This is a genomic window from Micromonospora sp. NPDC049102 (assembly GCF_043197485.1).
Classification (GTDB): domain Bacteria; phylum Actinomycetota; class Actinomycetes; order Mycobacteriales; family Micromonosporaceae; genus Micromonospora.
The window spans coordinates 1-24,560 of the sequence record NZ_JBICTE010000004.1 but is presented as its reverse complement, the minus strand read 5'-3'; the positions used below and the strand labels follow the sequence as shown (position 1 = coordinate 24,560).

The 24,560-nt window shown below is 69.9% G+C and carries 23 protein-coding genes and 4 pseudogenes; 12 read left to right on the top strand and 15 right to left on the bottom strand.

What is annotated here, in order from left to right:
* Window positions 1-46: 46 nt before the first annotated feature.
* Window positions 47-172 (bottom strand): annotated as a pseudogene (locus ACGFH9_RS06165) (DNA-binding response regulator); the annotation flags it as partial.
* A 383-nt stretch (window positions 173-555) separates the two neighbouring features.
* On the opposite strand from ACGFH9_RS06165, the gene ACGFH9_RS06160 reads away from it, so the two are divergent.
* Window positions 556-1,944, top strand: a complete 1,389-nt coding sequence (locus tag ACGFH9_RS06160; protein WP_393216066.1) for a PLP-dependent aminotransferase family protein — start codon at window positions 556-558, stop codon at window positions 1,942-1,944.
* On the opposite strand, the gene ACGFH9_RS06155 is transcribed toward ACGFH9_RS06160, so the two are convergent.
* Both ACGFH9_RS06155 and ACGFH9_RS06150 read right to left on the bottom strand, forming a co-directional pair.
* Complete coding sequence (locus tag ACGFH9_RS06155) at window positions 1,904-2,029, bottom strand: hypothetical protein (protein ID WP_393216063.1); 126 nt, start codon at window positions 2,027-2,029, stop codon at window positions 1,904-1,906. The genes ACGFH9_RS06160 and ACGFH9_RS06155 overlap by 41 nt on opposite strands.
* Before the next feature lie 14 nt (window positions 2,030-2,043).
* Complete coding sequence (locus ACGFH9_RS06150; protein WP_393216060.1) at window positions 2,044-2,751, bottom strand: alpha/beta fold hydrolase; 708 nt, start codon at window positions 2,749-2,751, stop codon at window positions 2,044-2,046.
* A 364-nt stretch (window positions 2,752-3,115) separates the two neighbouring features.
* Between ACGFH9_RS06150 and ACGFH9_RS06145 the strand changes: the two genes are divergently transcribed.
* From ACGFH9_RS06145 to ACGFH9_RS06115, 7 genes are all read left to right on the top strand, one after another.
* On the top strand, window positions 3,116-4,624 hold the full coding sequence (locus tag ACGFH9_RS06145; RefSeq protein ID WP_393216057.1) for a family 43 glycosylhydrolase: 1,509 nt from the start codon (window positions 3,116-3,118) through the stop codon (window positions 4,622-4,624).
* Window positions 4,625-4,715: 91 nt separating this feature from the next.
* On the top strand, window positions 4,716-5,771 hold the full coding sequence (locus ACGFH9_RS06140) for an SMP-30/gluconolactonase/LRE family protein (RefSeq protein WP_393216054.1): 1,056 nt from the start codon (window positions 4,716-4,718) through the stop codon (window positions 5,769-5,771).
* A 312-nt stretch (window positions 5,772-6,083) separates the two neighbouring features.
* A complete protein-coding gene (locus ACGFH9_RS06135; RefSeq protein ID WP_355240846.1) occupies window positions 6,084-6,599 on the top strand; it encodes a hypothetical protein in 516 nt (171 codons plus the stop codon).
* A gap of 93 nt (window positions 6,600-6,692) precedes the next feature.
* Window positions 6,693-7,181: a hypothetical protein gene (locus tag ACGFH9_RS06130; protein ID WP_393216606.1), complete on the top strand. Its 489-nt coding sequence runs from the start codon at window positions 6,693-6,695 to the stop codon at window positions 7,179-7,181.
* A gap of 7 nt (window positions 7,182-7,188) precedes the next feature.
* Window positions 7,189-8,406, top strand: coding sequence for an MAB_1171c family putative transporter (locus tag ACGFH9_RS06125; protein WP_393216051.1), 1,218 nt, complete (start codon window positions 7,189-7,191; stop codon window positions 8,404-8,406).
* Window positions 8,403-9,269 carry an oxygenase MpaB family protein gene (locus ACGFH9_RS06120; protein ID WP_393216048.1) on the top strand — a complete coding sequence of 289 codons (867 nt, stop codon included), beginning with the start codon at window positions 8,403-8,405 and terminating at the stop codon, window positions 9,267-9,269. Before ACGFH9_RS06125 ends, ACGFH9_RS06120 begins: the two co-directional genes overlap by 4 nt.
* An 87-nt stretch (window positions 9,270-9,356) precedes the next feature.
* Entirely contained in the window at window positions 9,357-9,914 is a 558-nt protein-coding gene (locus tag ACGFH9_RS06115) for a hypothetical protein (RefSeq protein WP_393216045.1), read from the top strand.
* A gap of 332 nt (window positions 9,915-10,246) precedes the next feature.
* Here the strand turns inward: ACGFH9_RS06115 and ACGFH9_RS06110 are convergent.
* Window positions 10,247-10,504, bottom strand: a pseudogene (locus ACGFH9_RS06110) (low temperature requirement protein A); the annotation flags it as partial.
* Between the two features lie 191 nt (window positions 10,505-10,695).
* Here ACGFH9_RS06110 and ACGFH9_RS06105 point away from each other — a divergent pair.
* Window positions 10,696-12,543 (top strand): glycoside hydrolase family 15 protein, encoded by a 1,848-nt coding sequence (locus tag ACGFH9_RS06105; RefSeq protein ID WP_393216042.1) that lies wholly within the window; start codon window positions 10,696-10,698, stop codon window positions 12,541-12,543.
* A gap of 427 nt (window positions 12,544-12,970) precedes the next feature.
* Here the strand turns inward: ACGFH9_RS06105 and ACGFH9_RS06100 are convergent.
* The 5 genes and pseudogenes from ACGFH9_RS06100 to ACGFH9_RS06080 all read right to left on the bottom strand — a co-directional run.
* Window positions 12,971-13,504 (bottom strand): annotated as a pseudogene (locus tag ACGFH9_RS06100) (transposase); the annotation flags it as partial.
* Window positions 13,505-13,967: 463 nt separating this feature from the next.
* Window positions 13,968-15,155, bottom strand: coding sequence for an ice-binding family protein (locus ACGFH9_RS06095; RefSeq protein WP_393216039.1), 1,188 nt, complete (start codon window positions 15,153-15,155; stop codon window positions 13,968-13,970).
* A 315-nt stretch (window positions 15,156-15,470) separates the two neighbouring features.
* A pseudogene (locus ACGFH9_RS06090) lies at window positions 15,471-15,980 on the bottom strand (LysR substrate-binding domain-containing protein); the annotation flags it as partial.
* Window positions 15,981-16,082: 102 nt separating this feature from the next.
* Window positions 16,083-16,901, bottom strand: a complete 819-nt coding sequence (locus tag ACGFH9_RS06085) for a class I SAM-dependent methyltransferase (RefSeq protein WP_393216036.1) — start codon at window positions 16,899-16,901, stop codon at window positions 16,083-16,085.
* A gap of 26 nt (window positions 16,902-16,927) precedes the next feature.
* Entirely contained in the window at window positions 16,928-17,080 is a 153-nt protein-coding gene (locus ACGFH9_RS06080) for a VOC family protein (RefSeq protein ID WP_393216033.1), read from the bottom strand.
* A gap of 99 nt (window positions 17,081-17,179) precedes the next feature.
* Between ACGFH9_RS06080 and ACGFH9_RS06075 the strand changes: the two genes are divergently transcribed.
* Window positions 17,180-18,667 carry a sulfatase gene (locus tag ACGFH9_RS06075; protein ID WP_393216030.1) on the top strand — a complete coding sequence of 496 codons (1,488 nt, stop codon included), beginning with the start codon at window positions 17,180-17,182 and terminating at the stop codon, window positions 18,665-18,667.
* Window positions 18,668-18,746: 79 nt separating this feature from the next.
* On the opposite strand, the gene ACGFH9_RS06070 is transcribed toward ACGFH9_RS06075, so the two are convergent.
* Window positions 18,747-20,390 carry a lectin gene (locus tag ACGFH9_RS06070; RefSeq protein WP_393216027.1) on the bottom strand — a complete coding sequence of 548 codons (1,644 nt, stop codon included), beginning with the start codon at window positions 20,388-20,390 and terminating at the stop codon, window positions 18,747-18,749.
* Between the two features lie 285 nt (window positions 20,391-20,675).
* On the opposite strand from ACGFH9_RS06070, the gene ACGFH9_RS06065 reads away from it, so the two are divergent.
* Window positions 20,676-21,134: a GNAT family N-acetyltransferase gene (locus ACGFH9_RS06065; RefSeq protein ID WP_393216024.1), complete on the top strand. Its 459-nt coding sequence runs from the start codon at window positions 20,676-20,678 to the stop codon at window positions 21,132-21,134.
* Between the two features lie 137 nt (window positions 21,135-21,271).
* Here ACGFH9_RS06065 and ACGFH9_RS06060 read toward each other — a convergent pair whose 3' ends face one another.
* Window positions 21,272-22,192: a trypsin-like serine peptidase gene (locus tag ACGFH9_RS06060; RefSeq protein ID WP_393216021.1), complete on the bottom strand. Its 921-nt coding sequence runs from the start codon at window positions 22,190-22,192 to the stop codon at window positions 21,272-21,274.
* A 423-nt stretch (window positions 22,193-22,615) separates the two neighbouring features.
* Between ACGFH9_RS06060 and ACGFH9_RS06055 the strand changes: the two genes are divergently transcribed.
* On the top strand, window positions 22,616-23,350 hold the full coding sequence (locus tag ACGFH9_RS06055; RefSeq protein ID WP_393216018.1) for a hypothetical protein: 735 nt from the start codon (window positions 22,616-22,618) through the stop codon (window positions 23,348-23,350).
* A gap of 60 nt (window positions 23,351-23,410) precedes the next feature.
* On the opposite strand, the gene ACGFH9_RS06050 is transcribed toward ACGFH9_RS06055, so the two are convergent.
* The 4 genes from ACGFH9_RS06050 to ACGFH9_RS06035 are packed head-to-tail and all read right to left on the bottom strand — an operon-like array spanning window position 23,411 to window position 24,493.
* Complete coding sequence (locus tag ACGFH9_RS06050) at window positions 23,411-23,686, bottom strand: DUF2690 domain-containing protein (protein ID WP_393216604.1); 276 nt, start codon at window positions 23,684-23,686, stop codon at window positions 23,411-23,413.
* Window positions 23,577-23,849 carry a hypothetical protein gene (locus tag ACGFH9_RS06045; protein ID WP_393216631.1) on the bottom strand — a complete coding sequence of 91 codons (273 nt, stop codon included), beginning with the start codon at window positions 23,847-23,849 and terminating at the stop codon, window positions 23,577-23,579. Before ACGFH9_RS06045 ends, ACGFH9_RS06050 begins: the two co-directional genes overlap by 110 nt.
* 14 nt (window positions 23,850-23,863) lie before the next feature.
* The gene (locus ACGFH9_RS06040) at window positions 23,864-24,295 is read right to left on the bottom strand and encodes a DUF2690 domain-containing protein (RefSeq protein WP_393216015.1); all 432 of its coding nucleotides are present in this window, start codon (window positions 24,293-24,295) and stop codon (window positions 23,864-23,866) included.
* Window positions 24,296-24,313: 18 nt separating this feature from the next.
* Window positions 24,314-24,493 (bottom strand): hypothetical protein, encoded by a 180-nt coding sequence (locus ACGFH9_RS06035; protein WP_393216012.1) that lies wholly within the window; start codon window positions 24,491-24,493, stop codon window positions 24,314-24,316.
* Window positions 24,494-24,560 lie beyond the last annotated feature (67 nt).

Genomic DNA, 24,560 nt, shown 5'->3' with positions numbered 1-24,560 from the left:
CAATCATGGCACGCGCCGAGGCAGACCCCGCGCCGCGCAGCCGGGGTCAGTCGTGCCGTGGGGCCACCAGACCGGACTCGTACGCGACGACCACGAGCTGGGCACGGTCCCGGACGTGCAGCTTGGTCATCGCGCGGTTCACGTGGGTCTTGGCGGTCAACGGACTGAGCAGCTCGGTGGCGACGCGCACCAGCTCGCCGGGGAGCGGATCGAGGCTGGCCAGGGCGTGCCGCAGAGCAGCGGGACTTGGCCGGCGAAGGCGCACCAGCTCCACGTGCCCGGACTCGGCCGGATGGCCCGGCCCGGGGCCGAGCACCACCGCGTCGGGCCGCAGGGCCGCGAGCTCGTCACTGGTCCGCGTCCGGGAGGCGTCCGCATTGGACACGCTCGGAACGTACGCCCTGATTCGCCGGCCACCGGGCGGTTACGTACCCGACCAACACTTTCCACAGGCACGGATCACGCTGTCCATACCACTTCGGCGATCGCGGAGCGGACCACTCGTCCTTGAATCTAGGCCTGTCAATAGATGGTCAATCGCACGGAACACTGTCGGTGCAGCTCCGTAACGCATTTCGGACCCAGATCGAGGAGGGTGTGCTCCGTCCCGGCACCCGCGTCCCGGCGAGCCGGCAGCTCGCCGCCGACCTCGGGGTGTCCCGGAGTGTGGTCGTCGAGGCGTACGAACAGCTCTGCGCCGAGGGCTACCTCGTCTCCCAACACGGCTCGGGCACCTCCGTGGCGGCGACGGCACGGGCCGAGGTCGGCTCGGCGCTCACCCCGGACGACCACGCGCCCGCACCGGCGGTCTGCGGCCTGCGCACCGGCAGCCCGCACGCGTCGACGTTCCCCGCCAGGACTGGATCCGGGCGGTCAGCGCGGTGGTCACCTCGGCGGGCCGTCGCGCTGGCGTACGCCCCGCCGTCCGGCCTTGCCGTTGTCCGGCACACCCTCGCCGGTTACCTCGGCCGCGTACGCGGGGTGCGGACCCGGCCCGACCACCTCATGGTCACCTCCGGCTTCGCGCAGGGCCTCGCGCTGCTCTGCCGGGTGCTGCGGGACCGTGGCCACGACACGCTCGGGGTGGAGGACCCGGGGCACCCGGGCGAGTGGGAGTTCATCGCCGGGGCCGGACTGCGTCCGGTGGGCATCCCGGTGGACCGCGACGGCCTCCGGGTGGACGCACTGGCCGCCAGCGGGGTCCGCGCCGTGCTGGTCACCCCGGCCAGCCAGTTCCCGACCGGAGTCACGCTCAGCGCGGGTCGTCGGACGCAGCTCACCGCCTGGGCGAAGGAGGTGGACGGCTACGTCATCGAGGACGACTTCGACGCCGCCCTCGTCGCGCCGGCACAGCGGATGCCCGCCCTACAGAGCCTCGCACCGGACCGGGTGGTCTACGCCGGCAGCGCCAGCAAGGTCCTCACGCCCGCGCTGCGCCTCGGCTGGCTGGCCACCCCGACCGACCTGACCGCGCCGGTCGAGCGGGTCCGGGCCAGCTGGGACATCGGCTGCTCCGGCCTGGAGCAGCTCGCCCTGGCCCGGCTGATCGACACCGGCGCCTTCGACCGACACCTGCGCCGACTCGGCGCGGACGTACAGAAACGTCGCCAGACGGTCCGGGACTTCGTCGCCGCGCACCTGCCCGACGTCACCTTCTCCGGCGCGACCAGCGGACTCCAGGCCTACCTGCTGCTGCCCGAGCGATGCGCGGAGGAAGCGCTCGGGCACGCGGCCCGGCGGCGCTCGGTGCTGGTGCGCGCGGGCCGGTCCTACGACCGGACGACCGGACGACCGGCCGCCGGCGCTGGTCCTGGGCTACGCCGGGGCACGCGGCCCGGAGCTGGGTCGCGGTCTGGCGGGGATCGCCGCGGCGTACCGGGAGACGACCGGACCGGTCGCTTGATCAGTCGACCGGCGCGGCCCGGGTCGGCTCGCGCACCATGAACACGCCGACCGGGTCCTCAGCCTCGAGGGTGAACCCGTACCGCTCGTACAGCCGCCGGGCCGGGTTGCCGCGCAGCACGTTCAACCGGACGCGGACGCTCAGCCCCGGACCGCTTCGATGATCGTCTCGGCGACCTCGCCCGGCCGGGCCGCCGCCATCGCGTGCGAGCCGCCGACCACCTCGCGCTGCCCGCGCGGCGCGGCCCGCTCGGCCATGAAGCGGTGTACGGCGACCGGGATGTTCTTGTCGGCGTCACCGAACACGAACCAGCTCGGCAGGGAACGCCAGGCGGGGTCACCGGTGAGCCCGTCGCTCAAGGCCTGCTCGGTGATCGGCCGCTGGGTCCGGGCCATCAACGAGGCGAGGTCGTCCGACACGTCCGCGCAGAACTGCGCGTGGTAGGCGTCCTGGCCGATCGCCACCTCGTTGCCGCCCGTGGACACCGGGTACTGCACGAGCGTGTCCGCGAGCGTGCTGCCGGGGAACTTCCCGGACAGGGAGAGCGCCGACTCACCCGTGTCCGGGCACAACGCGTTGACGTAGACGAGGGCGCGCACCGACGTGTCGCCCGCCGCGGCCTGCGTGATCACCATGCCGCCGTACGAGTGGCCGACGAGGACGACCGGGCCGCCGATCCCCCGCATCACGTCCCGCAGGTACGTGGCGTCGCCGGCGACGCCACGCAGCGGATTGGCGGCGGCCACGACGTCGTACCCGGCGCCCAGCCGCTCGATCACGCCGTTCCAGCTCGCCGACTCGGCGAACGCGCCGTGCACCAGGACGACGGTGGGTTGCGGATCGGGCATGACAGGCGCTCCCTCGCTTCGTGACACTGGTTCCACCGGCCGCGCCGGTGCGCCTGAATACCCGTCACACGACGGTGAAACATCCGTTACCGAGCGGCCGGAACACCGGTGCCGGGGCCTCGGTTCAACCGGCCCGACCGCTCGACGCCGAGCTGCTACCGCGGCTCGCGGCGCCGGGCACGCTGCCTACCGGAACATCTTGACACTCGTCGATGTTAGCGCCAACACTTAGGCCGTTACCTGGGCGCAACACACCCGTCACACGCCCCTGCCCACGGGCGTTCCTGCCTTCGACGGGCACCGCAGCGGGTTGGCCGTCGCAGCAGCGTCGACCAGCGCCGTGCACACAGCTCACGGAGGACAGATGTCGCTGCCACCGGACCGAAGCGTCGCCGTCGCCCGCCGAGCGGCCGGCCCGGGGCGTACCGGTCCCGGCGTCCGCCGACGGTCCGTCCTGGCCGCGATGCTGGTGCTTCTCGCCGTGTCGGCCGGGCTGCCCATGGCCGGGCCCGCGCAGGCCGCGCCCGCCGTGAACTACACCAACCCCCTGGTGAACCAGCGGGCCGATCCCCACATCTTCCGCCACACCGACGGCTACTACTACATGACCGCGACCGTGCCGCAGTACGACCGGATCGTCCTGCGCCGTGCGACCACCCTGCCGGGCCTGTCGACGGCTGCGGAGACGACGATCTGGAACCGGCACACCAGCGGAGAGATGGGCGCGCACATCTGGGCCCCGGAGATCCACTTCATCAACGACCGCTGGTACGTCTACTTCGCCGCCGGCCGGACCGACGACGTGTGGCGCATCCGGATGTACGTGCTGGAGAACGCCAACGCGAGCCCGCTCACCGGCTCGTGGACCGAACGCGGCCGGATCACGACACCCTGGGACACCTTCAGCCTGGACGCCTCGACCTTCGTCGCCAACGGGGTGCGCTACCTGACCTGGGCACAGCAGGAGCCGGGCATCTCCAACAACTCGAACGTCTACCTCGCCCGGATGGGCGCCAACCCGTGGCAGATCACGGGCACCGTGACCCGGCTCGTCGTACCGACGTACGCCTGGGAGACCCGCGGCTACCGGGTCGCCGAGGGGCCGGCGGTGATCCAGCGCAACGGTCGTGTCTTCCTGACCTACTCGGCCAGCGCCACGGACGCCAACTACTGCCTCGGGATGCTGAGCGCCTCCGCCACCGCGAACCTGCTCGACGCCACGTCCTGGAGCAAGAGCCCCAATCCCGTCTTCGCCACCAACGCCGCCACCGGCCAGTACGGCCCCGGCCACAACTCGTTCACCGTCGCCGAGGACGGGCAGAGCGACATCCTCGTCTACCACGACCGCAACTACCGCGACATCAGCGGCGACCCCCTGAACGACCCGAACCGGCGCACCAGACTCCAGAAGGTCTACTGGAACGCCGACGGCACCCCCAACTTCGGCATCCCGGTGCCCGACGGGGCCACCCCGGTGCGGCTGCGGTCGCACGACCTGACCACCAGCTACATCCGGCACTACGACTACCGGGCACGGGTCGAGGCGAACGTCACCAACCTCGCCGACTCCCAGTTCCGCATCGTCAACGGCCTGGCCGGCGGCGGCAGCGTGTCGTTGGAGTCGACCAACTACCCGGGCTACTACCTGCGCCACTACGGCTTCGCCCTGTCCATCGCGCCGAACGACGGTTCGTCGATCTTCGCCAACGACGCGAGCTTCCAACGCCGGTCCGGCCTGGCCGACAGCGCCGGACTCTCGCTGGAGTCACAGAACTACCCGGGCCGCTACGTACGCCACCGCGACGGTCTGCTCTACCTGGAGGCGGTCGGTTCGACCGCCGAGCGCAGCTCCGCCACCTTCCACCTCGAATAGCCGAACCGGACGGGCCGCACCGCGCCCGCCTCGCGTTCCCGACACCGTCGGCCGGGTCCCCGTGACCCGTCGACGCCGATTGGAGCATCCGATGAACCGGCGTACCACCATCTCGGTCCTGGCCGGACTCTGCCTCGCGGTCAGCGCGGCACCTGTCCCCGCTGGTGCGACTGCCCGAGTGGCGGGCACCACCCAGGTGAACGCTCACGCCGCGCTCGCCGGCCCGCCCGGCACACCGCCCGGAGCCTGCCTCACGGGTGCCGGGTCCGGCTCGCCGCTGCCGTCCAACTCCCTGACGGCGACGAAGATCCGGAGCGGATTCACCTTCCTCGAAGGTCCCGTCTGGGTCGCCGACGGCGGCTACCTGCTCTTCTCCGACATGGCCGGCGGGACCGGGCCGTACAACGTCCAGCCGTCCACGATCCGCCGGTTCACCCCGCCGTCGACGTTCGACACGTTCATCGCCAACTCCGGCAGCAACGGTGTGGCGCTCAGCGCCGACGGCCAGCAGCTCGTCGCGGCCACCCACGACCAGCGCAGCGTCTCCGCGTACCGGTTGAGCGACCGGAGCCGCAGCACAGTCGCGGCGAACTACCAGGGTCGGGCGTTCAACTCGCCCAACGACGTCGCGGTCCGCTCGGACGGCGTCACCTACTTCACCGACCCCAACTTCCAGCGCGGCAACCGCCCGGACCAGATGTACGGGCGCACCAGCGTCTTCCGCGTCGTCAACGGGCAGGTGTCCCTGGTGGACGACCAACTGCGCCAGCCCAACGGCATCTCGCTCTCACCGGACGGAAGCACCCTCTACGTGGGCGCCTACTCCGAGAACAAGATCTACAAGTACGCCGTCCAGCCCGACGGCAGCACCGGCGCGCGCAGCGTCTTCGTGAACTACATCGGTGGCCCGGACGGCGGCACGATCGACTGCGCCGGCAACGTGTACTGGACCTCCGGCGCGGACTCCCTGATCCACGTCTACTCCCCCACGGGCACCCAGCTCGGCACGATCCGGCCCGGCTTCTCCGGCACGACGAACGTGGCCTTCGGCGGGCCCGACCGGCAGACCCTCTACATCACCTCGGGTCCGTGGGGCGACTCCGGCCTGTACAGCGTGCGGCTCAACATCCCGGGGTACCCGTACTGACGCCGCCCCTGCCCGGACGTCGGCGGGACGCGGCGGACGGCTGCCGCGACGGACCGGACTGGCAGTGGGAGGAATCCCCCGTTGTGCTCCTTGCGGAGCGGATTCCTCCCCGCTCGCCCCCCCAGGTTCGTCTGGACGCGCCCCACAGGACCCGCCGCGCAACAAGCGTTGAGCAAGAACGAGCTCCAACTCAACGCACGTTGCTCCAAACAGGAGCGAGCTTACGCTCACGTTCGGTACGGGTGTCAACGTCTGTTTCGTCGCCGGGGCAATCTGCGACACTGTCGTTCAGGTCGCCGGAGGGTGAGAAGCATGGTGGACGTTCGGCGTGCGGAGCGGGAGTTGCCGCCCCTCGACACGTTGGCAGCACGGCTGGAATACCTGTTCGACAACATCCGTCCGACGCCTGACGAACTCGGCGACTCCGACGAGCCTGGTCGCAGGTACACCAACCGGGAGATCGCCGACAAGATCAACGAAGCGGCGGCCGAGACGGGCGTGACGATCAGCGCGGCCTACATCGGCGAGCTGCGCCGTGGCGTGGCCAGCGATCCCCGCACCTCGCACGTGCGCGCCCTGGCCACCGCCTTCGGTGTCAACTCGGGCTACTTCGTGGACGACGCGGCGGCACGACGCATCCAGGACCAGATCACGCTGCTCAGTGAGCTGCGTCGGATGGACGTCAAGCGGGTGGCGTTGCGGCAGGTGCTCGCCGACAACGGCCTCTCCGCGACCGACACGCGGCTCGTCGAGCAGATGGTGGCCCGGCTGCGGGCCGTGGCCGAGGGCACCGACACGACCACCGCCGCACCCGGCGATGGCCGATAGCCGATGGCCGTGCAGATCCTTCGGTGGGAGCACACCGACGAGTGGGAGAACGCCGACGTGACGTTGCATCGCCTACGCAGACGGTGCGAGCGCATCGTGGCCGAGCTGGAGATGCCGGACCCGTTCGACATCCGCACCCTGTGCGACATCCTCGGCGGGCGGCGTGGCCGACCCATTCACCTGGTGCCGATCAAGCTGCCGGCGCACTCCGTCTGCGGGATGTGCGTGCCGACGAACGACTTCGACGCGATCTTCTACGAGCAGGACACCTCGCCGCTGCACCAACTGCTGATCATCGGTCACGAGTTGGGTCACCTGCTCGCCGGGCACCAGGCGACCGAGGTGCTCGACGCCGACGCCTCCCGGCTACTGCTGCCGGACCTCGACCCGCAGCTCGTGCGGCGCAGTCTCGGCCGCAGCAACTACGCCGCGGCCGAGGAACGCGAAGCCGAGATGATCGGGTCACTGCTCCTGCGGCGCATTCGCGGTGGTCGCGCGGACGCGGACGAGCCGCCGGTCGACGGGCAGGACGCCGAGCTGTACGGCCGGCTGCGGCACTCACTCGAACACCCCCACTGGTAGCGCGGGGATGGACACCGTCCTCTACGCCGTGTGCGCGGCGTCCGGCTGGGTCGCGCTCGCGTACATGGTGCGGCTGCAACGTCGGCATCCCAGCCGGGGCCGCCGCGCGATCTGCGCGGGCCTCGGGGCGTTCGCCGCCGGCATCACCGTCGCCATCCCGCCCGTCGCCGCCGCGATCGACGACGTGTCGGGCCTGCCCAACCTCGCCAAGGTCATGTCGCACGCCGGCGCGCTGACCATCTCGGCCAACGCCGAGATCATGCTGCTGCACTTCGCGCTCCCCCCGGCGACGGCAGCCGTGCGTGCACGCCGCTGGGTCTGGGTCACCGCCTGCGCGTTCCTGGTCATGCTCGGCCTGTTCGCCCACACCCTCACGTACGACGAGCCGGTGCTCCTGACCGTCGAGTACGCGACCGACCCCGTCGTGACCGCGTACCTGCTGATCTTCCTGCTCCTCGGATTCTTCGCCTACTGCTTCGACATCACCCGGCTGTGCTGGGGCTTCGCGAAGATCTGCGGCCGTCCCTGGCTGCGCCGGGGCCTGCGCATCACCGCCGTCGGCGCCGCCTTCGCGCTGCTCTACAGCACCAACAAGATCGTCTACCTGGTCGCCTACTGGGCCGGTTACCAGCTCACCGGCGAGCGTCAGATCGCAGCGGTGCTGGTGACCATCGGCGCGTTGCTCATCACGATCGGCCTCACCATGCCGGCCTGGGGGCCGACCCTCAAGATCGGCCAGCGGTGGGAGGACTTCCACTCCCACCGACGGCTCGAACCTCTCTGGCGGGACCTCGTCGCGGCCCTTCCCGAGCTGGAACTCGATCCCACCCTGCGACGCCAGTTCGCGGCCATTCGCGACACCGACTACGCGCTCACGCGCCGGGTCGCCGAGATCCGCGACGGCCGCCTGGCCCTGCGCCCGTACACCGATATCGGGGTGACCGCGCTGGCCGAGCGGTTGGCCGAAGGGGCCGGTCTGAGCGCGGCGGAGCGGCAGGCGGCGGTCGAGGCCGCACACCTGGCGTGCGCGCTGCGGCGGCACCACGCCGGCATCGTCGCCGCGACCCCGCAGCCCGCCGACGAGCTGCACCGCCCGGACGGTGGCTACGCCGGTGAGGTGGCGTGGCTGACGCTCGTCACCGACGCCTATGCCCGATCGCCGGTGGTGGCCCGGACGCTCGCCGAGGCCATCCCGCACCCGACGGCAGGAGACGCCCGCCGATGAAGGGCCGCTACGACAACCTGAAGCGGGTCCGCACGCTGGACCCGCAGCGCGACTACCTCGACATCTACCAGACCATGCTGCGCCACGAGTTCCCCTGGGACATGAAGCTGGGCCTCAACCTGGCGTTCAACAGGTCCTTCTCCGTCCCGGCCATCGCCGCCGTGCACACCACCACCGGCGAGCTGACCGACCGCACCCAGAAGCGCATCGACGACACCGGCCTGCTGATGTACGAGATGGTCCTCAACGGCTTCGACGAGCCCCGGGGCCGCGACGCGCTACGGCGCGTCAACCAGATCCACCGCCCGTACGACATCGGCAACGACGACTTCCGCTACGTCCTGGGCTGCCTCGTCGTGATCCCGACGCGCTGGCTGCGCGAGTACGGCTGGCGCCCGCCCTGCTGCCACGAGCGGCAGGCCACGTACGTGTTCTACCGGGAACTCGGCCGACGGATGGGCATCACCGACATCCCCGGGTCGTACGACGAGTTCGAGACCTGGTTCGCCGCCCACGACGCCGCCCACCTGCTGCCGAACGACGACGCGGCGGCCATCGAGCGGGCCACCCGCATGCTGATGCTCGCTCGCCTCCCCCGGGCGCTCGCACCGCTGGGTAACGCCCTGGTCAGCGCCATGTACGACGAACCCCTGCGGCGCGCGACGCGCGTCGACGCGCCGGCGTGGCCGGTCCGGGCCGGCCTGCGACTGGCGTTGCGGTCGCGCGCGCGGTGTCAGCGGTGGTTCGGCACACCGCGGACCACACCACTGTTCGCCGACGGCATCAAGGCCAGGACCTACCCCCAGGGGTACGACATCAGCCAGCTCGGCCCGCGTGGATCAGCCGCTGACGAAGCCGGGTAGCACCGGGTCCGGGAATGGCTTGACGCACCGGCTTCCATCGCGGATGGTCAGATATCGGCAGCCTTCTATCTACTACGGGGAGGACCGATGAAGACCGTCGCCACCACCGCCGCGGCCCTACTGCTCCTGGTCGCGGGTGCCGCGTCACCCGCCTCATCCGCACCACCGGCACCGGACGCACCGTGTGCCGGGAAGATCCACCCGAACCCGTCGTTCGAGCGTGGTGCCACCGGCTGGACCGCCGGCCCCCGCGTCGTCGTGCTCGGCGACGAGACCCGGCCCGCACACACCGGCCGCGCGTACGCCACCTTTGCCGGGCTGGACGTGACGCGGACCGACCTGCTGCGCACGACCGTCACCGTGCCGGCCGACTGCAGTCTGACGGTCCGCTTCTGGGTCCGGACCACCACCACGGAGACCACCCGCGGCGACTACCTGAACGTCGGGCTGGCGGTCACCGGCATACCTCCGAAGACGAGGTTCTCGCTGGCCTTCGACGGCGGCGCCCAGTGGCGGCAGTACAGCATGTCGAGCGGAACGGCGGCGGCCGAGCGCACCGCGACGGTCAGCTTCCTGGGCAGCGAGATGGCCGGCAACGGCGTCACGGCCTTCGACGTCGACGACGTCACCTTCGATCTGAGCTGACGAAACACCGGGCGGGCGGTCGACGCGACCGCCCGCCTTCGGGTCGCTCGCTCCCCCGCGGTCCCGCTCACGCCTCGAGGTCGGGACGGCCGGGCAGCTTGCGTCCGATCGGCGGGGCGAGGGCCTCCGGCGCGCGCGGCCCCCAGCCGCGGAAGCGGCCACCCCAGGAACCAGGAAAGGTAGTCGACGCCGAGGGCGACAGCCCACAGCGGCAGGCGCAGCCGCTCCGGGCCGAACGCGCCGACCAGCCAGATCGGCGCGCTCAGCACGGCCCACGCGGAAAGCCGGAACGCGACCAACCGCCTCGGATGGCCCCGCAGCACGGCCTGGATGACCGACCGCTCCGGCTCGTAGCGGCCGGCGATCCAGGTGGTGTGCGACCAGATCAGCCACAGCGCCAGGAACAGCCGCAGGGTACGACCGAGCCCGGTGACGAGCGCCCACCCGGTGTCGCCGTCCAGGTCGACGAAGCGCTGCGAGACCCACGTGAGAGCCACCACGAAGGCCAGGTCGAAGAAGAGCTCCAGGAACGTGGCGCGGCCCGCGCTGTCGGGAGGGCGCAGGAGGTCCGCACCATGTCTCGTCGACATCGCCCGCCTCCGTCCGCCCTCGTCGCACCAACGAGCGGCCCGCCACGGGGATGTGCCGCAGACCGGTCACGGCGTGGGCGCGAGGCGGGATGGAGGGCACGCGGCAGGGTGGTTGAGGCCGAATCCCACCTTATTCGACAATCTCTCCCTTTAAGTTCGGTGCGCAGGACGCGGCCGAACCGGGGAGAGACGTGGACAGCTATCCGGCGATCGAAGATCACGGTCTCATCGGTGACCTGCAGACCGCCGCGCTGGTGACCTGCGACGGCACCGTCGACTGGTTCTGCGCCCCACGCTTCGACTCGCCGAGCATCTTCGCCGGGCTGCTCGACAAGGAGAAGGGCGGCTACTTCCGGATCGCACCGGACGGCGTGCGGTACGTCACCAAACAGCTCTACCTGCCCGGCACACCCATCCTGATCACCCGGTTCATCAGCGTCGACGGGGTGGCCGAGGTGATGGACTTCATGCCGGTCACCGGCGAGCGGGCCACCGACGCGCACCGCCTGGTCCGCATCGTCACGATGGTCCGCGGCAGCATGCGCTTCCGCGTGGAGTGCCGGCCACGGTTCGACTACGCCCGGGAGGAGCATGAGCTGGAGCGCCACCACAACGGCTACGTCTTCCGCAGCCGGTCGGCGACGCTGACGTTCCACCCGGTCGACCCGGTACGGCGACTGATCTCCGAACACGGCGACGTCCGCCTCGAGGGCGGCGACCTCGTCGCGTACGGCACCCTCAACGAGGGCGACACCGGCGGGGTGGTCCTGGAGACGGGCGGCACCGAACCACGGATCTTCCCACCGGAGGAGATCCAGGGCATGTTCGAGTGGACCCGGGACTACTGGCGACGCTGGCTCGAACGCTCCAGCTACACCGGCCGCTGGCGGGAGATGGTGGAACGCTCCGCCATCACACTGAAACTCATGACGTACGCGCCGACCGGCGCGATGATCGCCGCGCCCACCGCCGCCCTGCCCGAGCTGGTCGGTGGGTCCCGCAACTGGGACTACCGCTACACCTGGGTACGCGACACGTCGTTCTCGGTGCACGCGTTGCTCGGTCTCGGCTTCACCGAGGAGGTCAGTCGCTACATGGACTGGCTGGACGAGCGCATCCGCACGGCCAGCGAACACCAGGACCCGCTGAAGATCATGTATCGCGTGGACGGCTCCTCCGACCTGCACGAGGAGGTGCTCGACCACCTGGAGGGGTACCGCGGCTCCCGGCCGGTACGGATCGGCAACGGCGCCGCCGACCAGCTCCAACTGGACATCCACGGCGAGGCGCTCTACGCCATGCACCTCGCCGACGAACAGGGCATCCGCGTCTCGCACCAGGTGTGGAAGAGCACCGTCCGGCTCGTCGACTGGCTCTGCCACAACTGGGACCAGCGCGACGCCGGCATCTGGGAGAGCCGCCACCACCCCCGCAACTACACGTTCGGTCGGGTCATGTCGTGGGTGGCGCTGGACCGGGCCATCCGCCTGGCCAACCGCACCGGCCGTCCCGGCGACCTGACCTGTTGGACCGAACAGCGAAATCGGATCTATAACCAGGTCATGGCCCGCGGGTACCACCACGACCGTGGCAGTTTCGTGCAGGCGTACGACGAGAACGTCCTCGACGCCGCGCTGCTGGCGATGCCGGCGGTCGGCTTCGTCACCCCGAGCGACCCGCTGTGGCAGTCCACCCTGAACGCGATCGAACGCGAACTGGTCTCCGACAGCCTCGTCCACCGGTACGACCCGGTCCACTCCCCCGACGGCCTCCCGGGCCACGAGGGCACCTTCAACATGTGCACCTTCTGGTACGTCGAGGCGCTGGCCCGCTCCGGTCGCCTCGACGACGCCCGTCTCACGTTCGAGAAGATGTTCACCTTCAGCAACCACCTCGGCCTCTACGCCGAGGAGATCGCCGCGAGCGGGGAACAGATCGGCAACTACCCCCAGGCCTTCAGCCACCTGTCTCTGATCAATACCGCGCTGACCCTCAACAGCCTGCTCGACGCCGAGGCCGACGGCCACCGCCGCCGCTAGGCCGTGTGTCAAGGTCCTCGGTCGAGCCGAGGGGCGGACGGCGGACACCACGATGAGAGTGATGCCTGTGAGTCATCTTGATGACCCACAGGCATCACGCTCAATGGAGGGGGCGGCGCCGATCCGGCCGGACCACGGGCCCGCGAGCGACGGTTCACCAGCGGCCGAAACGGCCGGTCCTCTCGGCCTCCGCAGGCCGGCCAGGGGCGTTGACACACGGCCTAGTAGTGCTTTGTTAGGTTCTGTGGCGTTTGTTGCGGTGTAAGGGTTTCAGGGGTTGGTGGCAGGTGGTGCAGGCGCCGGTCCAGGTCGCGAGGAGTCGTTGCAGCTCGCGGATGACCGCATAAAGGGTCAGGCCGGCGCAGCCGCTTTTGGGTCCAGGCGCAGTTCGGTGATGAACAGATGCGCGGCGGTAACCAGCGTGACGTGGCGGTACCACGTGCTCGGCCAGCTCATCGAGCATCTCCACGACCATCGACCACTTCGGCCGGTGATGCTCATCGGTAGGTATCGCGCACCGGGCCCGGCGAGCGGCCACCTCAGGGCGGTCAGCCTCGTCAACAGCCTGGTCGTCCCACGACGTCGGCAAGAACAGCCGCCAATCCAGGGGACACGACACGGCGTCGGTGACCGCGTGGACACTCACCCCGATCTGGCAGTTCGCGACCTTACCCAACGTGCCCGAGTACTGCCTGGCCACACCCGGCGAACTCCTGCCATCCTTCGGAAAACCGGTGTCGTCGACCACCCACGCCACCGGCTCGACCACCTCCACCGCCCGGCGGGCCAACCGCATCCGCACCGCCGTCGCGTCCCACGTCGAGGTCGTCACGAACTGCTGCAGCCCCTGATGATCCACCCCAAGCCGATCCGCCATCGGCTGCATCGACTTGCGCCGCCCGCCCAGCAACAGCCCTCGCAGATACGTCTCGCCCTTGACCCGCTGATCCCAGCGCACCATCAAACTACCCAGACCGCCCCGATGACCCCACGACACACCGACCTAACAAAGCACTACTAGACCGCGTCCTCACAGGTTCACAACCATTGGAGTAGCGCGGCGATTGCGACGGCGGCCTGGAACGAGGTCGCAGTCTCTCGTAGCGGCGGGCCGCCGGCGGATGCGGACTTGGCAGACCGATCCGTCCGCGCCGCCCGTGGTGTTGCCGCACTTCCCGGCGGAGCTGGACGTCTGGCTGAGCGGGCTGCCTCGTCGGTGAGGACCAGATCGCCGCCGTCCTGCGCGGCTACGCGCGGGCCGTCGAGGCCGGCGGCAACGGCGCCGCTGCCGCGACCTACAGCCGAGACGTACATCGGGGGTGACCCGGACAGGGCGGCGGCCGGGTCATCGGCCCGCCCCCCGGCGGGGAGCGGGCCGACGACGTGAGGTGACCCGGCTGGGTTCACACCAGCCGGGCCACCGGTCAGGACTCCAGGCGTCGACGCCGGGCGAGGAAGAACGCGACCGCGCCGAGGATGACCATCACACCTCCGACGCCGGTCATGGCCGGGACCACACCGCTGCCGGTGACCGGCAGGATGGGTTGCCTGCCGCCACCACCAGGGCTACCGGGCGCGCCAGGGCTACCGGGTGCGCCAGGGCTACCGGGTGCGCCAGGGCTACCGGGTGCGCCAGGGCTACCGGGTGCACCGGGCGCTCCGGGGGGTCCGGACGGACCAGGTGCTCCGGGCGCTCCGGGCGCTCCGGGTGCACCGGGCGCTCCGGACGGACCAGGTGCCCCCGGGCTACCAGGCGCCCCCGGACTACCAGGCGCTCCCGGACTACCAGGCGCTCCCGGGCTGCCGGGCGGGCCGGACGGGCCGGGTGGACCGGTGGGCCCGGGTGGGCCGGTCGGTCCGGGCGGGCCCGTCGGTCCGGCGCAGATCGGTGCGGTGATGACGTTGGTGTCGAGGGTGACGGCGGCGGTGCGCGCCAGTGCGCGGCCCTGGAGGGTCGCACCCGTTGCCATCGTGATCGCGGCCTGAGCCATGATGGTGCCCACGAAGGTGGTGCCGGTGCCGATCGTCGCCGAGCTGCCGATCTTCCAGAACACGTTGCAGGCCGAAGCTCCGTTGATCAGCACGACGCTGCTGTTCGATGCCGTCGTCAGCGAGGAGTCGACCTGGAAGATGAACACGGCCGACGGATCGCCCTGGCCGTTGAGCGTCAATGCCCCGGTCAGTTGGGCCGCCCCGATCCGGTAGACCCCTTCGTTGAGGGTGTTGCCGCCCAGCTCGGCCGGGAGGTTGGTGAACGGGGTCCGGCCGGCGGCGTCGTTGAAGGCGATGGTCAGGTCGCTCTGAGCCTGTAGAGCAACCGCGTCGCCGAGGTGCACCTCGCCGCCGATGGTTGCTGTTCCGAATCCGGACGCGGTGTTTCCGGGGAACCGCCCGAGGCTCTGGGCCAGGAAGCTGGGGCCGGTGTTGGTGGGCTCCGCCCCGGCGAGGACGGAGAAGTCGGCCACCGTCCCCAGGTTGACCGGTGCTTCCTGCGCGTTTGCGGCGGTCGAGCTGAAGAGCAGCAGGCTGGCTGCCACCGTGGCGGCTGCGCCAGCCACGAGCGACGGCAGGGCCACCCGCCGCCGTAGCCAATTCTTGGGTTTAGCTGTCACAGAACACCCTCCGTGGGTACTACTCGCAGGAGGCGTCCAACACGCGGCGCCCTGCGTGATATGGCCTGATTAGCGCCGATGAAGCGCGCTGACTACCACATCACGCCAGGTGTCCCAATGAAGGCGAATCGGGATAATAGCCCCATTCTGTCTATCTGGATCAGAGCGGTCGAACCAGCCAAGCCAGACCACGTCGCAACCCGCTGCGACAAGACCGCGACCTCGTATCAGGCCACCGTCACCATCGCCGCGCTACTTCAATGGTTGTGAATCTTTGAAGACACGGCCCAGGGACGACGGCGCTGCCGAGCGTCGTCAGGCGGTCTCCGCGGCGTCCGCCGACAGGCTGTTCCGGCGGCCTGTGGAGACCGCCGTGGCGACCCGGACGAACGCGGCGACCGCGAGCGAGTGCGAGTTCTGCGGCCACGCCACCGCGAAGGCCGCCTCCGGCGCGTCGTCGACCGGACGCCACGCCAGCTGCGGCCGGGCGTTGCGCTCGGCGAGCGACACGGGCAGCAGCGCGAGCATCCGCCCGAGCTCGATCTGACGCAGCATCTGCACCATGTCCCCGAACGGCGGTGGCTGCTCCCCGTGTCGCACGTAGACGTACGCGCCGGAAACGGCCCGGCGGTGCGCGGCCTCGATGTCGGCCATCCGCAGCCGGGGCCGTCCGACGAGCGGGTGCCCGGCCGGTAGCGCCAGCACCTGCTGCTCGGACAGCAGCGGCTCGACATCCAGGCCATCGGCGTCGAACGGCTCGATGACGATCGCCACGTCGGCCTCGCCCGCGCGGAGCAGGGCCGGCTGCTCGCGCCAGCCGCTGAACCTGACCTCGACGGCCGGCGTCTACCCGCCCGTCCGCGAAGAGGCGGGGGGACGACCTTCCGCCGGTGGTGCGAGGCGGTGCTCGCGCCTGCGGTGAACCCGTCAATGCTTCGTTGACGGGACGGTCCCGGTCGCCGGGACGCCGCGGACCGCCCAGGCCCGGGCCGTCAACCGGATCGAGCCGTCGGGCTCGGTGGGCAGACGGGTGGCGAGCAGATCGCGCAGGGCGGTCCGCTGCGACCCGGTGAGCGAAGCCAGATAGCCGGGGGCGGAGCCCTGCCCGCCGAGGAACGGCGTCCAGTAGTCGGTGAAGTCGGTGAAGACCGTGGGCACGGCGAGCGCCTGCACCGAGACATCCGTCAGCCCGGCGTCGGTCCACAGCGTTCGCAGAGGCTCGGGACGGCACAGCGCGAAGCGCTGCCAGTCGTCGCGGGCAGCCGCGGCGGGATCGAGCGCGGCGGCAGCGTCCCAGAAGTGCCGCATCATCGCCATCCCCTCGGCGTAGTCCCACACGTACGCGGCCACCGTCCCCCCGGGGGCGACCACACGGGCGAACTCCGCGGCCGCCAGCGCCGGCTCGGGGACGAAGTTCAGCACCAACCCGCTGACGACCACGTCGACGGCCCTACCCGGCAGGGGCAGCACCCGGGCGTCACCGACCGCGAACCCCGCGCGCGGATCGGTGACCTCGGCGCGGGCCTGCCGCACGAAACCGACGGACGGGTCCACGCCGGTGACCTGACGCGGCTGCGCTGTCCTGAGCACGGTCGAGGTCAGCACCCCGGTACCACTGCCCACGTCAAACCACCGCAGCCCGGGCGGCAGGTCGAGCCAGCGCAGGAACTCCACCGCGACGAGCCGGCTCCACCGGCCCACGTACGCCTCGTACGCCGCACCGTCCCGCCAGACCGCAGATGTCATTCCGGCACCATACGGCGAACCCGGGTCTACAGGACGTCGAACTCGTTGCCCTCGGGGTCGGCCATCGTCACGTGGTCGGGCGTACCGTCCGTCTCGTCCACCCGAAGCAGGATGCCGCCCGCCGCCACCAGTCTGTCGACCATCGCCTGGACCCGCGGCCAGCGCGCCTCGAACGGCACGTGCCGGCCACCGCCCACGTGCAGGGGAACGGCATGGTGTTGATCGGATCATCACCACCTGTTGAACAGACGCTGACAAGTGTTCGTGAGGCTTGACGGATGGCCATCACCCAGCGACGTCTCGTCGCCACCGCCCTCGTGGCCGGGCTCGCCCTGCTCGCCGCATGGACACCGGCACGCGGCGCGGAACCGACGCCCACCGCCACCGCACCCAACATCATCTTCGTACTCGTCGACGACCTCGCGTGGAACCTCGTGCCGTACCTGCCGCAGGTACGACAACTACAGAACGAGGGTGCCACCTTCACCAACTACACGGTGACCGACTCGCTGTGCTGCCCGTCCCGCTCGTCGATCCTGACCGGCCAGTTCCCGCACGACACCGGCGTCTTCACGAACGGTGGAGACGCCGGTGGGTTCGCGGTCTTCAAGGGCCGGGGCAACGAGAACCGGACCTTCGCGACCGCGTTGCAGGGCAGGGGCTACCGGACCGGGTTCATGGGCAAGTACCTCAACGGCTACCTGCCGGCGGACACGCAGGGCGGGTCGCTGCCGTACGTCCCGCCCGGCTGGTCGGAGTGGTACGTGGCGGGCAACGGGTACCCCGAGTACAACTACGACCTCAACGAGAACCACACAGTCGTCCACTACGGCAGTCAACCCGCCGACTACCTGACCAACGTGCTGTCCCGCAAGGGCAGGGACTTCATCCAGCGCTCGGCGGCCGCCAACACGCCGTTCCTGCTGGAGGTCTCCACCTTCGCCCCGCACAGCCCGTTCACCCCGGCCAACCAGGACCTGGACGACTTCCCGGGGCTGACCGCCCCGCGCGCCGCGGCGTACGACCGACTGCCCACCAACCCGCCGTCCTGGCTGGCCGGCAACGGGCCGTTGACCGCGCAGGAGAGGAGCACCCTGGACACGAACTTCCGCAAGCGCGCCCAGTCCGTCCAGGCGGTCGACCGGCTGATCGGCAACCTGCGCGCCCAGCTCAGCACCAGTGGCATCGCCGACAACACCTACGTGGTGTTCAGCTCCGACAACGGCTTCCACATGGGCGAGTACCGGTTGACCGGTGGCAAGCAGACCGCGTTCGACACCGATGTGCGGGTCCCCCTCGTCGTCGCCGGACCCGGTGTCGTCCCCGGCTCGCAGCGTGCCGAGATCGTGCAGAACATCGACCTGGCGCCGACCTTCCAACGCATCGGCACCGCCGATGTCGGCACGCACGTCGACGGGCGCAACCTGTTACCCCTCGCGCAGGGCGACCCGGCGCCGAACTGGCGTACCGGGGCGCTGATCGAGCACCACGGCCCCAACCAGGCAGCCGACGACCCCGACGCGCAGGACCGCCGCAACGGTAGTCCGGTCACCTACGAGGCGCTGCGGACAGCGACCTACACCTACGTCGAGTACTCGAACGGCGAACGGGAGTACTACAACCGGGTCGCCGACCCCGACCAGCTCAACAACATCGCCTCCGGGCTCTCGGTCACCCGCCTGGCCGCGCTGCACGACGCGCTTGCCGCGTACGTCGCCTGCCACAGTCACTCGGCATGCTGGACGGCCGGGCACGTGCCGGCCTGACGCCCGACCGATGCGACGGCCCTGGCCTGCGGCAGAGCACTGCGCAGGCCAGGACCGACCGCTCCGGTGGAACCGACTCCTAGACGAGGTCGAAGGACTCCCACGGGCCGACCGCCGTGCGATTCGCGATCAGCGCACCGGCACCGGCGTCCTCGGCGCAGACGTACCTGCCGTTCGCGCCACTGCGGAAGCTGACACTGCCGTCCGGGTTCGTCACCCTCGTGAACGTCTCCCAGCCGCCGATCGTGTCGCGGTCGGCCACCAGCGCGGCCGCGCCGGCGTCCTCGGCGCAGACGTACTTTCCGGTCCTGCTGGATCGAAGGGCGACGAGCCCGCCACCGGCGTCGACGATGGTGAACTTCTCCGACGCGGACGTCAGCGAGGCGACCAGCGGTGAGCCTCCGACGAAGCGGCCGTTGGACCGGGACCGGACGCCGACGGCGGCGGGCGGCGTCGGCGTGGAGCCGAGCACCGGCGCGGTCGGCCGGGTGGCGGTCAGCGCGATCGCGCCCTTGAGCATCCGGCCGCCGTCACCGCTGAGCCGCAGGTAGTAGTCGGCCGAACACTTCGTGCCGTCCTCGTCCAACGGCAGGAACTTCGAGCCGACCGGGACGAACGCGGCGGTCTCGGCCGTCTTGGCGATCTGGTTGCCCTCGTTGTACTCGTCGAACATCGAGATGTAGATCGCCGGCGCGCCGGCCCGGATCACGTTGTAGAACTGTCGCCACATGAAGTCGCCGTGCGCGCGCTGGCGCTCCTGCAGATCACCGGGCAGCACACACGGCTGGTAGTCGATGCCGTGCGCCACGCAGTCCTGCACGTCGGGAAGGGTCACGTTGGTGTAGAACCAGTCCGACCCAGCCGCGTCGCCGATCCGGCCCACCATCCACGGCGAGATCATGTCGTACGCGTGGTAGACGTCGGAGAAGCCGGACCGCGAGTCGCCGTTGCTGTCGCCGTTGCGCCAGTGGGTCGGCGTACCGCCCATGACGTACACGCCCTGCGCCTTGAACCAGTTGATCACTTCGAGGCAGACCGCGGCGCTCCACGGGTGGTTGCTGTCGTTGAAGCCGAACCCCCAGATGCCGACGACGGGCTTGCCGTTCTGTTTCGCGTACGCCGGGGAGGCCGTGTACGCCTTCATCTTGTTGGTCCAGTCGTCCTTGATCTGCTGCTGCATGTCCGTCCAGCCGCTGACGTCGTACATGATGTAGAACTTGCGGCCGAACTCCTCGGCCGCGTTGCGGACCTTGATCGTGACGGCGTCGCGGATCGGGCCCTCCCCGCCGACCGGGTTGAAGCGCTGAAGCGCGGCGGTGTCCAGCCCGTTCTCCTGCATCCAGCGAAAGTGGGTGTCCACGGTCTGCTGGTCGTAGGACGAGAACAGCGACGCGGGCTGGCCGTTGCCCAGGTTCTGGTAACCGGTCTTGTACACCCGGTCGTAGTCGCGCACGTCCGGCCACGACTTGAGTGCCTCGTTGACCGGCGAGGGGGTCTTCTGCCAGTCCTGGCCGTAGTGCCACCAGCCCGACAACGGGCTCCCGTCGCCGGCCCCGGTGAACCAACCCTGGTAGCCGACGGTGATCTTTCCGACCACGTCGCCGGGCGGGCTCACCGCAGCGGCGGCGGGACTGGCCGCGAGGGCGTCGAGCGAGACGCCGGCGGCGGTGGCCGCGGCGCCGGCCATCGCGGAGCCGAGCAGGGTACGGCGGGTCAGCCTCATGACGGTGGCAACTTTCCTCAGGGGATGTTTCGCCCGGATCGTGGAGCTGGGGATGATCCGGACGAGATGAGGTTAGTGAGCCGCTTTGCCGACCATCAAGCTGCGCGGAAGAACTTCAAAGAAGCTTAAGAGTACGAGGATTCCGAACGCGGAACGCCACCGGCGCTCACTCCCGTCGTCGTGAGCTGATGCCGGGCGTGATCCTCGTCATCCCGTCTGATCCGAACTTCTCGTCCGCCAGGACCGTCTCGGTAGGTGATGAACGAGTGCTCTGAAGCAGCGCGGGTGGCGGCCGAGGTGACCACCTCGGCAGGACAACGGCTGCACATACGTCACGCCACACCGGGCGATCTCCACCTCGTCAATCAGTTCCACGCGCAGGACTGTTCCCCCGCGAGCCGGGCCGCGCGGTACCACACGGGGCGGAGCCGGATCCGGGCCAGTGAGTGGCGGAACCTGACCCATCCCGACCAGGGCTACACGATTCTGGTTTCGGCACCGGGCCAGGACCGTCTGGTAGGCCTCGCCCACCTCTTCTGGCAGAAGTCCGCGCCGCCGGAGGTGGCGATACTGGTCGCCGACGACTGGCAGGAGATCGGCGTGGGCAGGGCGGTCGCCGGGTGGCTGGTCGGACTCGCCGCCGCGCACGGGCACCGTGTCCAGCAGGCATACATCGGGCCGCAGAACGTACGCGCCCTCCGGCTGGCCCAGCACTTCGGCGCAGTCGTCGATCACGTGGGCTGAGCGGACGGCAGTGGGCGTGCCGGATCGCCATCCGTGGCGACCGGCTCTGCAATCCCGGACCGCAGCCGGGCAGGTCGATCCGCTTCCACGGTCGACCTGCCCGGAGTCAGCCAGCGCGCCTGCTGATGAAGCAGACCCTAGGCGCGCTGGGCGCGGTCATAGAGCGGCCTGGTGATCGCCGAGGTGAACTGGGGGCCGATGAGGTGACGGGTGCAGGCCTCGTCGCCGCGCTCACACACCGTGCCGGTGCTGTCGAAGAAATCGGACCAGGTGTTGACGCCCACCACGGTTCCCAGGCCGGACCGGACATCGAATCCGGCCATGCGCGGGCCGCCACTGGAGCCGCCACCCATCACGCAGGCGGCGCCCCACTGGCCCTTCGGAGTGGGCCAGTCGGTGCTGCCGGGATCCTCGCTGGCCTGGCCCGTGCAGTAGGCGAGCCGTCGCCCCGTGAACTCCGGAAGACCGTCCCGGGCAGGGTCCGAGGCGGCGCGGGGGTAGCCGAACTGGAAGACGAGCTGCGCCCCGGGAAGGTCGAAGCCGACGCTCTGCGCGGCCCCGACGGCATCCTGCACCCTTTGGCCACGCTCATTCTTGTGGAGCACCACGAAGGCCTGGTCGTACGAGTCGAACGTCGGGTCCTGGCCGTCGTTCCGCAACCAGGTCGAATCGGCGACTCCGATGCGTCCGACGAACGTGCCGTAGGGTGCCCGACCCTCACGGTAGCCAGGTACGAACATCACATTCGTCGCCCACTCGCCGTTCTCACCGAGAAGATCGGTGCTGTGCACGCAGTGCCCGGCCGTCACCACGGTGCTTCGATTGGCGCTGTCGACAACGGTCGCCGTGCAACTGGAGTCTTCGCCCTGGCTGGTGAAGAAGAGTCGGCCCACCGTCGACGCCACGGCGTTGGACCGGGTCCAGGGAGCACCGTCGGGTCCACTCGTCGCAGGGTTGCCGGAGAGGGGCTCGTTCAGCGCCGCGAGCCGCTCCGATGTCCAGTAGTCGAGGACCGCCTGCCGCTCGGCGGCGTTGACCGCCTGCGCATGCGTTGCCACGTTCGCTGCCCTGCCGACAGTCGACGAGGCAGCCGCGGCGGCCGCGCTCGGTAGGGAGATGGCGGTTCCGAGGACAAGCGTTGCCGACGTCAGCATGATCGAGGCGCGTGTGCCCTCGCCCCACCATCGGCGTTCTGGTGTCGTCATGCGCGACAACCTACGGACCGGGTGTCAGGAACCTGTCAGCACTGGACCAACTCGAGGCCAAGTCTGGTTCGACGACCGAGCCGCCGACGGTGGCCTCAGCTCCGAGGCCGACTTTGCCGACTGGTACCAGGACTGGCTACACAGTCGCACGTAGCTCCACTTGCGGCAGTTCGGCCCACGCCACGGTTACCCAGGTATGACAAAGGGACCGTCGGTTGGACGCGCCTGCCGCACGAACCGTTGCGTGGCGAGATCACCTGCTGCACCATGATCACGATGACTCAGCACCTGGACTGGCTGAACCGCTACGTCGCCGGGCAAGAAGATCATGTATGGCATGAGATGCGGCAGCTTGGTGCCCGCGTCCGCGAGCCAGACTTCGCCCCGGAGGCGCAGGCGGTGTGCGACGAGATGGCTCGCCGGGCCCGGAGCAACATCGAAACCCTGGTCGCGCGCCTACGCGAGCAGGGTTACCGACTCCACCAGAACGACGACGACCAAACTCCGACAGAGCCGTACACGCCACCCGGCGCGGAGGCGGAAGAGCTCCTTCACTGGCTGGAACAGCGTCTCGGCGCACTTCCGATGACGCTGTCGTCGTGGATCCGCATCGTGGGCGACGTGTGGTTGGTGGGAACGCACCCCCAGTGGCCCAACTCGGCTGCGGCCGACCCGCTCGTGCTGGAGCTGGCGGGTTCCCGCTACCCGGACAGCGACATCCGCGAGTACTTCGCGGACGAGATCGAGGCGTGGCAGGACGACCCGGATGAACCATTCCTCCTGCCCGTCGCGCCCGACCACTTCCACAAGGACAACGTCAGCGGCGGCGGTCCGTACGGCATCATCCTTCCCGACGCATCCGCCGAAGCGCACTTCGTGGGCGAGGCTCGCATGCCGCTGGTGGGCTACCTGAACTGGATTTTTCGGCACGGCGACTTTCCCCGACCCACCGCCGACGAAGCACAGTGGCACGTCATCCACCAGCTGACAGAGGGCCTCCACCGCCTCTGACGAAACCAGCCGGGCAGCGCCCTCCGGCGACCCCTCAGGGCCGCCGGAGGGCGCTGTCGATCACACGCAGGCCGTAGCGCCTCTGCCCGGGCGGCCATTCCAGATCGCCCGCACCGACTTGTACGCCGAGTAGATCATCCGACTCCACGACCACGTCGAGTTCGAGGCCGAGACGCCAACCTGCTGGTAGCCGGTCGGGCACTGGTAGGCCACAAGGGCCTGCGGCTCATTCGTGCCAGATACAGCGGGAAGCCGCGCCCAGTTTGCCCTGCATGTCGGCGACCAGCGCAACTCCACGTAGGAGCCGGAGGTACCCCACATCGGCCCGGAAGCCACGGTCACCGCGTCCGCGCCACAGCCGGTTTCCTCCGGGTCGCGGCCCGAGCAGTAGTCGCCCCAGCAGCCAACCGCCCGGGCCGGTGCGGGGGGCGACGACGACCCCGGACAGTGCGACCAGTGCCACACCGAACAACGCCATGGTCCGAGTACGTGTGCGCATGCTGGCGGTCCCGCTCACGCGCACGCGGTGCTGGTGTAGCCCGGGGCGCCGGTCCACCGGGCGCTGACACCGAGCTTGGGTGAGTAGATCATCCGGCTCCAGGAGTAGGAGGCGTTCGACGCTGAGACACCGGACTGGTTGTAGCCGGTGGCGCACTGGTATGCCTGCACCTGCGACGGGTACGAGGTTCCCCACGAGGCGGGCACGCGGGCCCAGTTCGTCTTGCAGGTCGGCGACCAGCGCAACTCGATGTAGGAGTAGGTGCCCCAGATCCGGGCCGACGCCGTGGTCGTGGCGTCCGCGCTGCAGCCCGAGGCCTCCGGGTCCTGGCCCGAGCAGTAGTCGCCGTAGCAGCTCACCGCAAGGGCCGGCGAGCCGACCGCGATGGTGCCAGACAGGCCGAGTGCGACGGCGCCCAGCAGACTGATGAATCGAGAGTGGTTCATGGCAGTTCCTCGCTTCCGTTACATGCCCATGGCGGGCACGGTCTGGTTCATGGCCTGGGCGTAGAGGGTCGTGCCCTCGTTCTTCGGGTGGAACGACTGCTGCGACGCGCTCATCCCAGGGCTGTCACCGGGCGTCTTGGCCATCACCACGCCGTGGATCGACTCGGGTGTGTTCCGCCCCGGGTTAGATGGAGACATCGAAACCTGGGAGGAACACCAGCGATGCCGGCACCGAAGAAGTACAACGATGAGTTGCGTGAGCGTG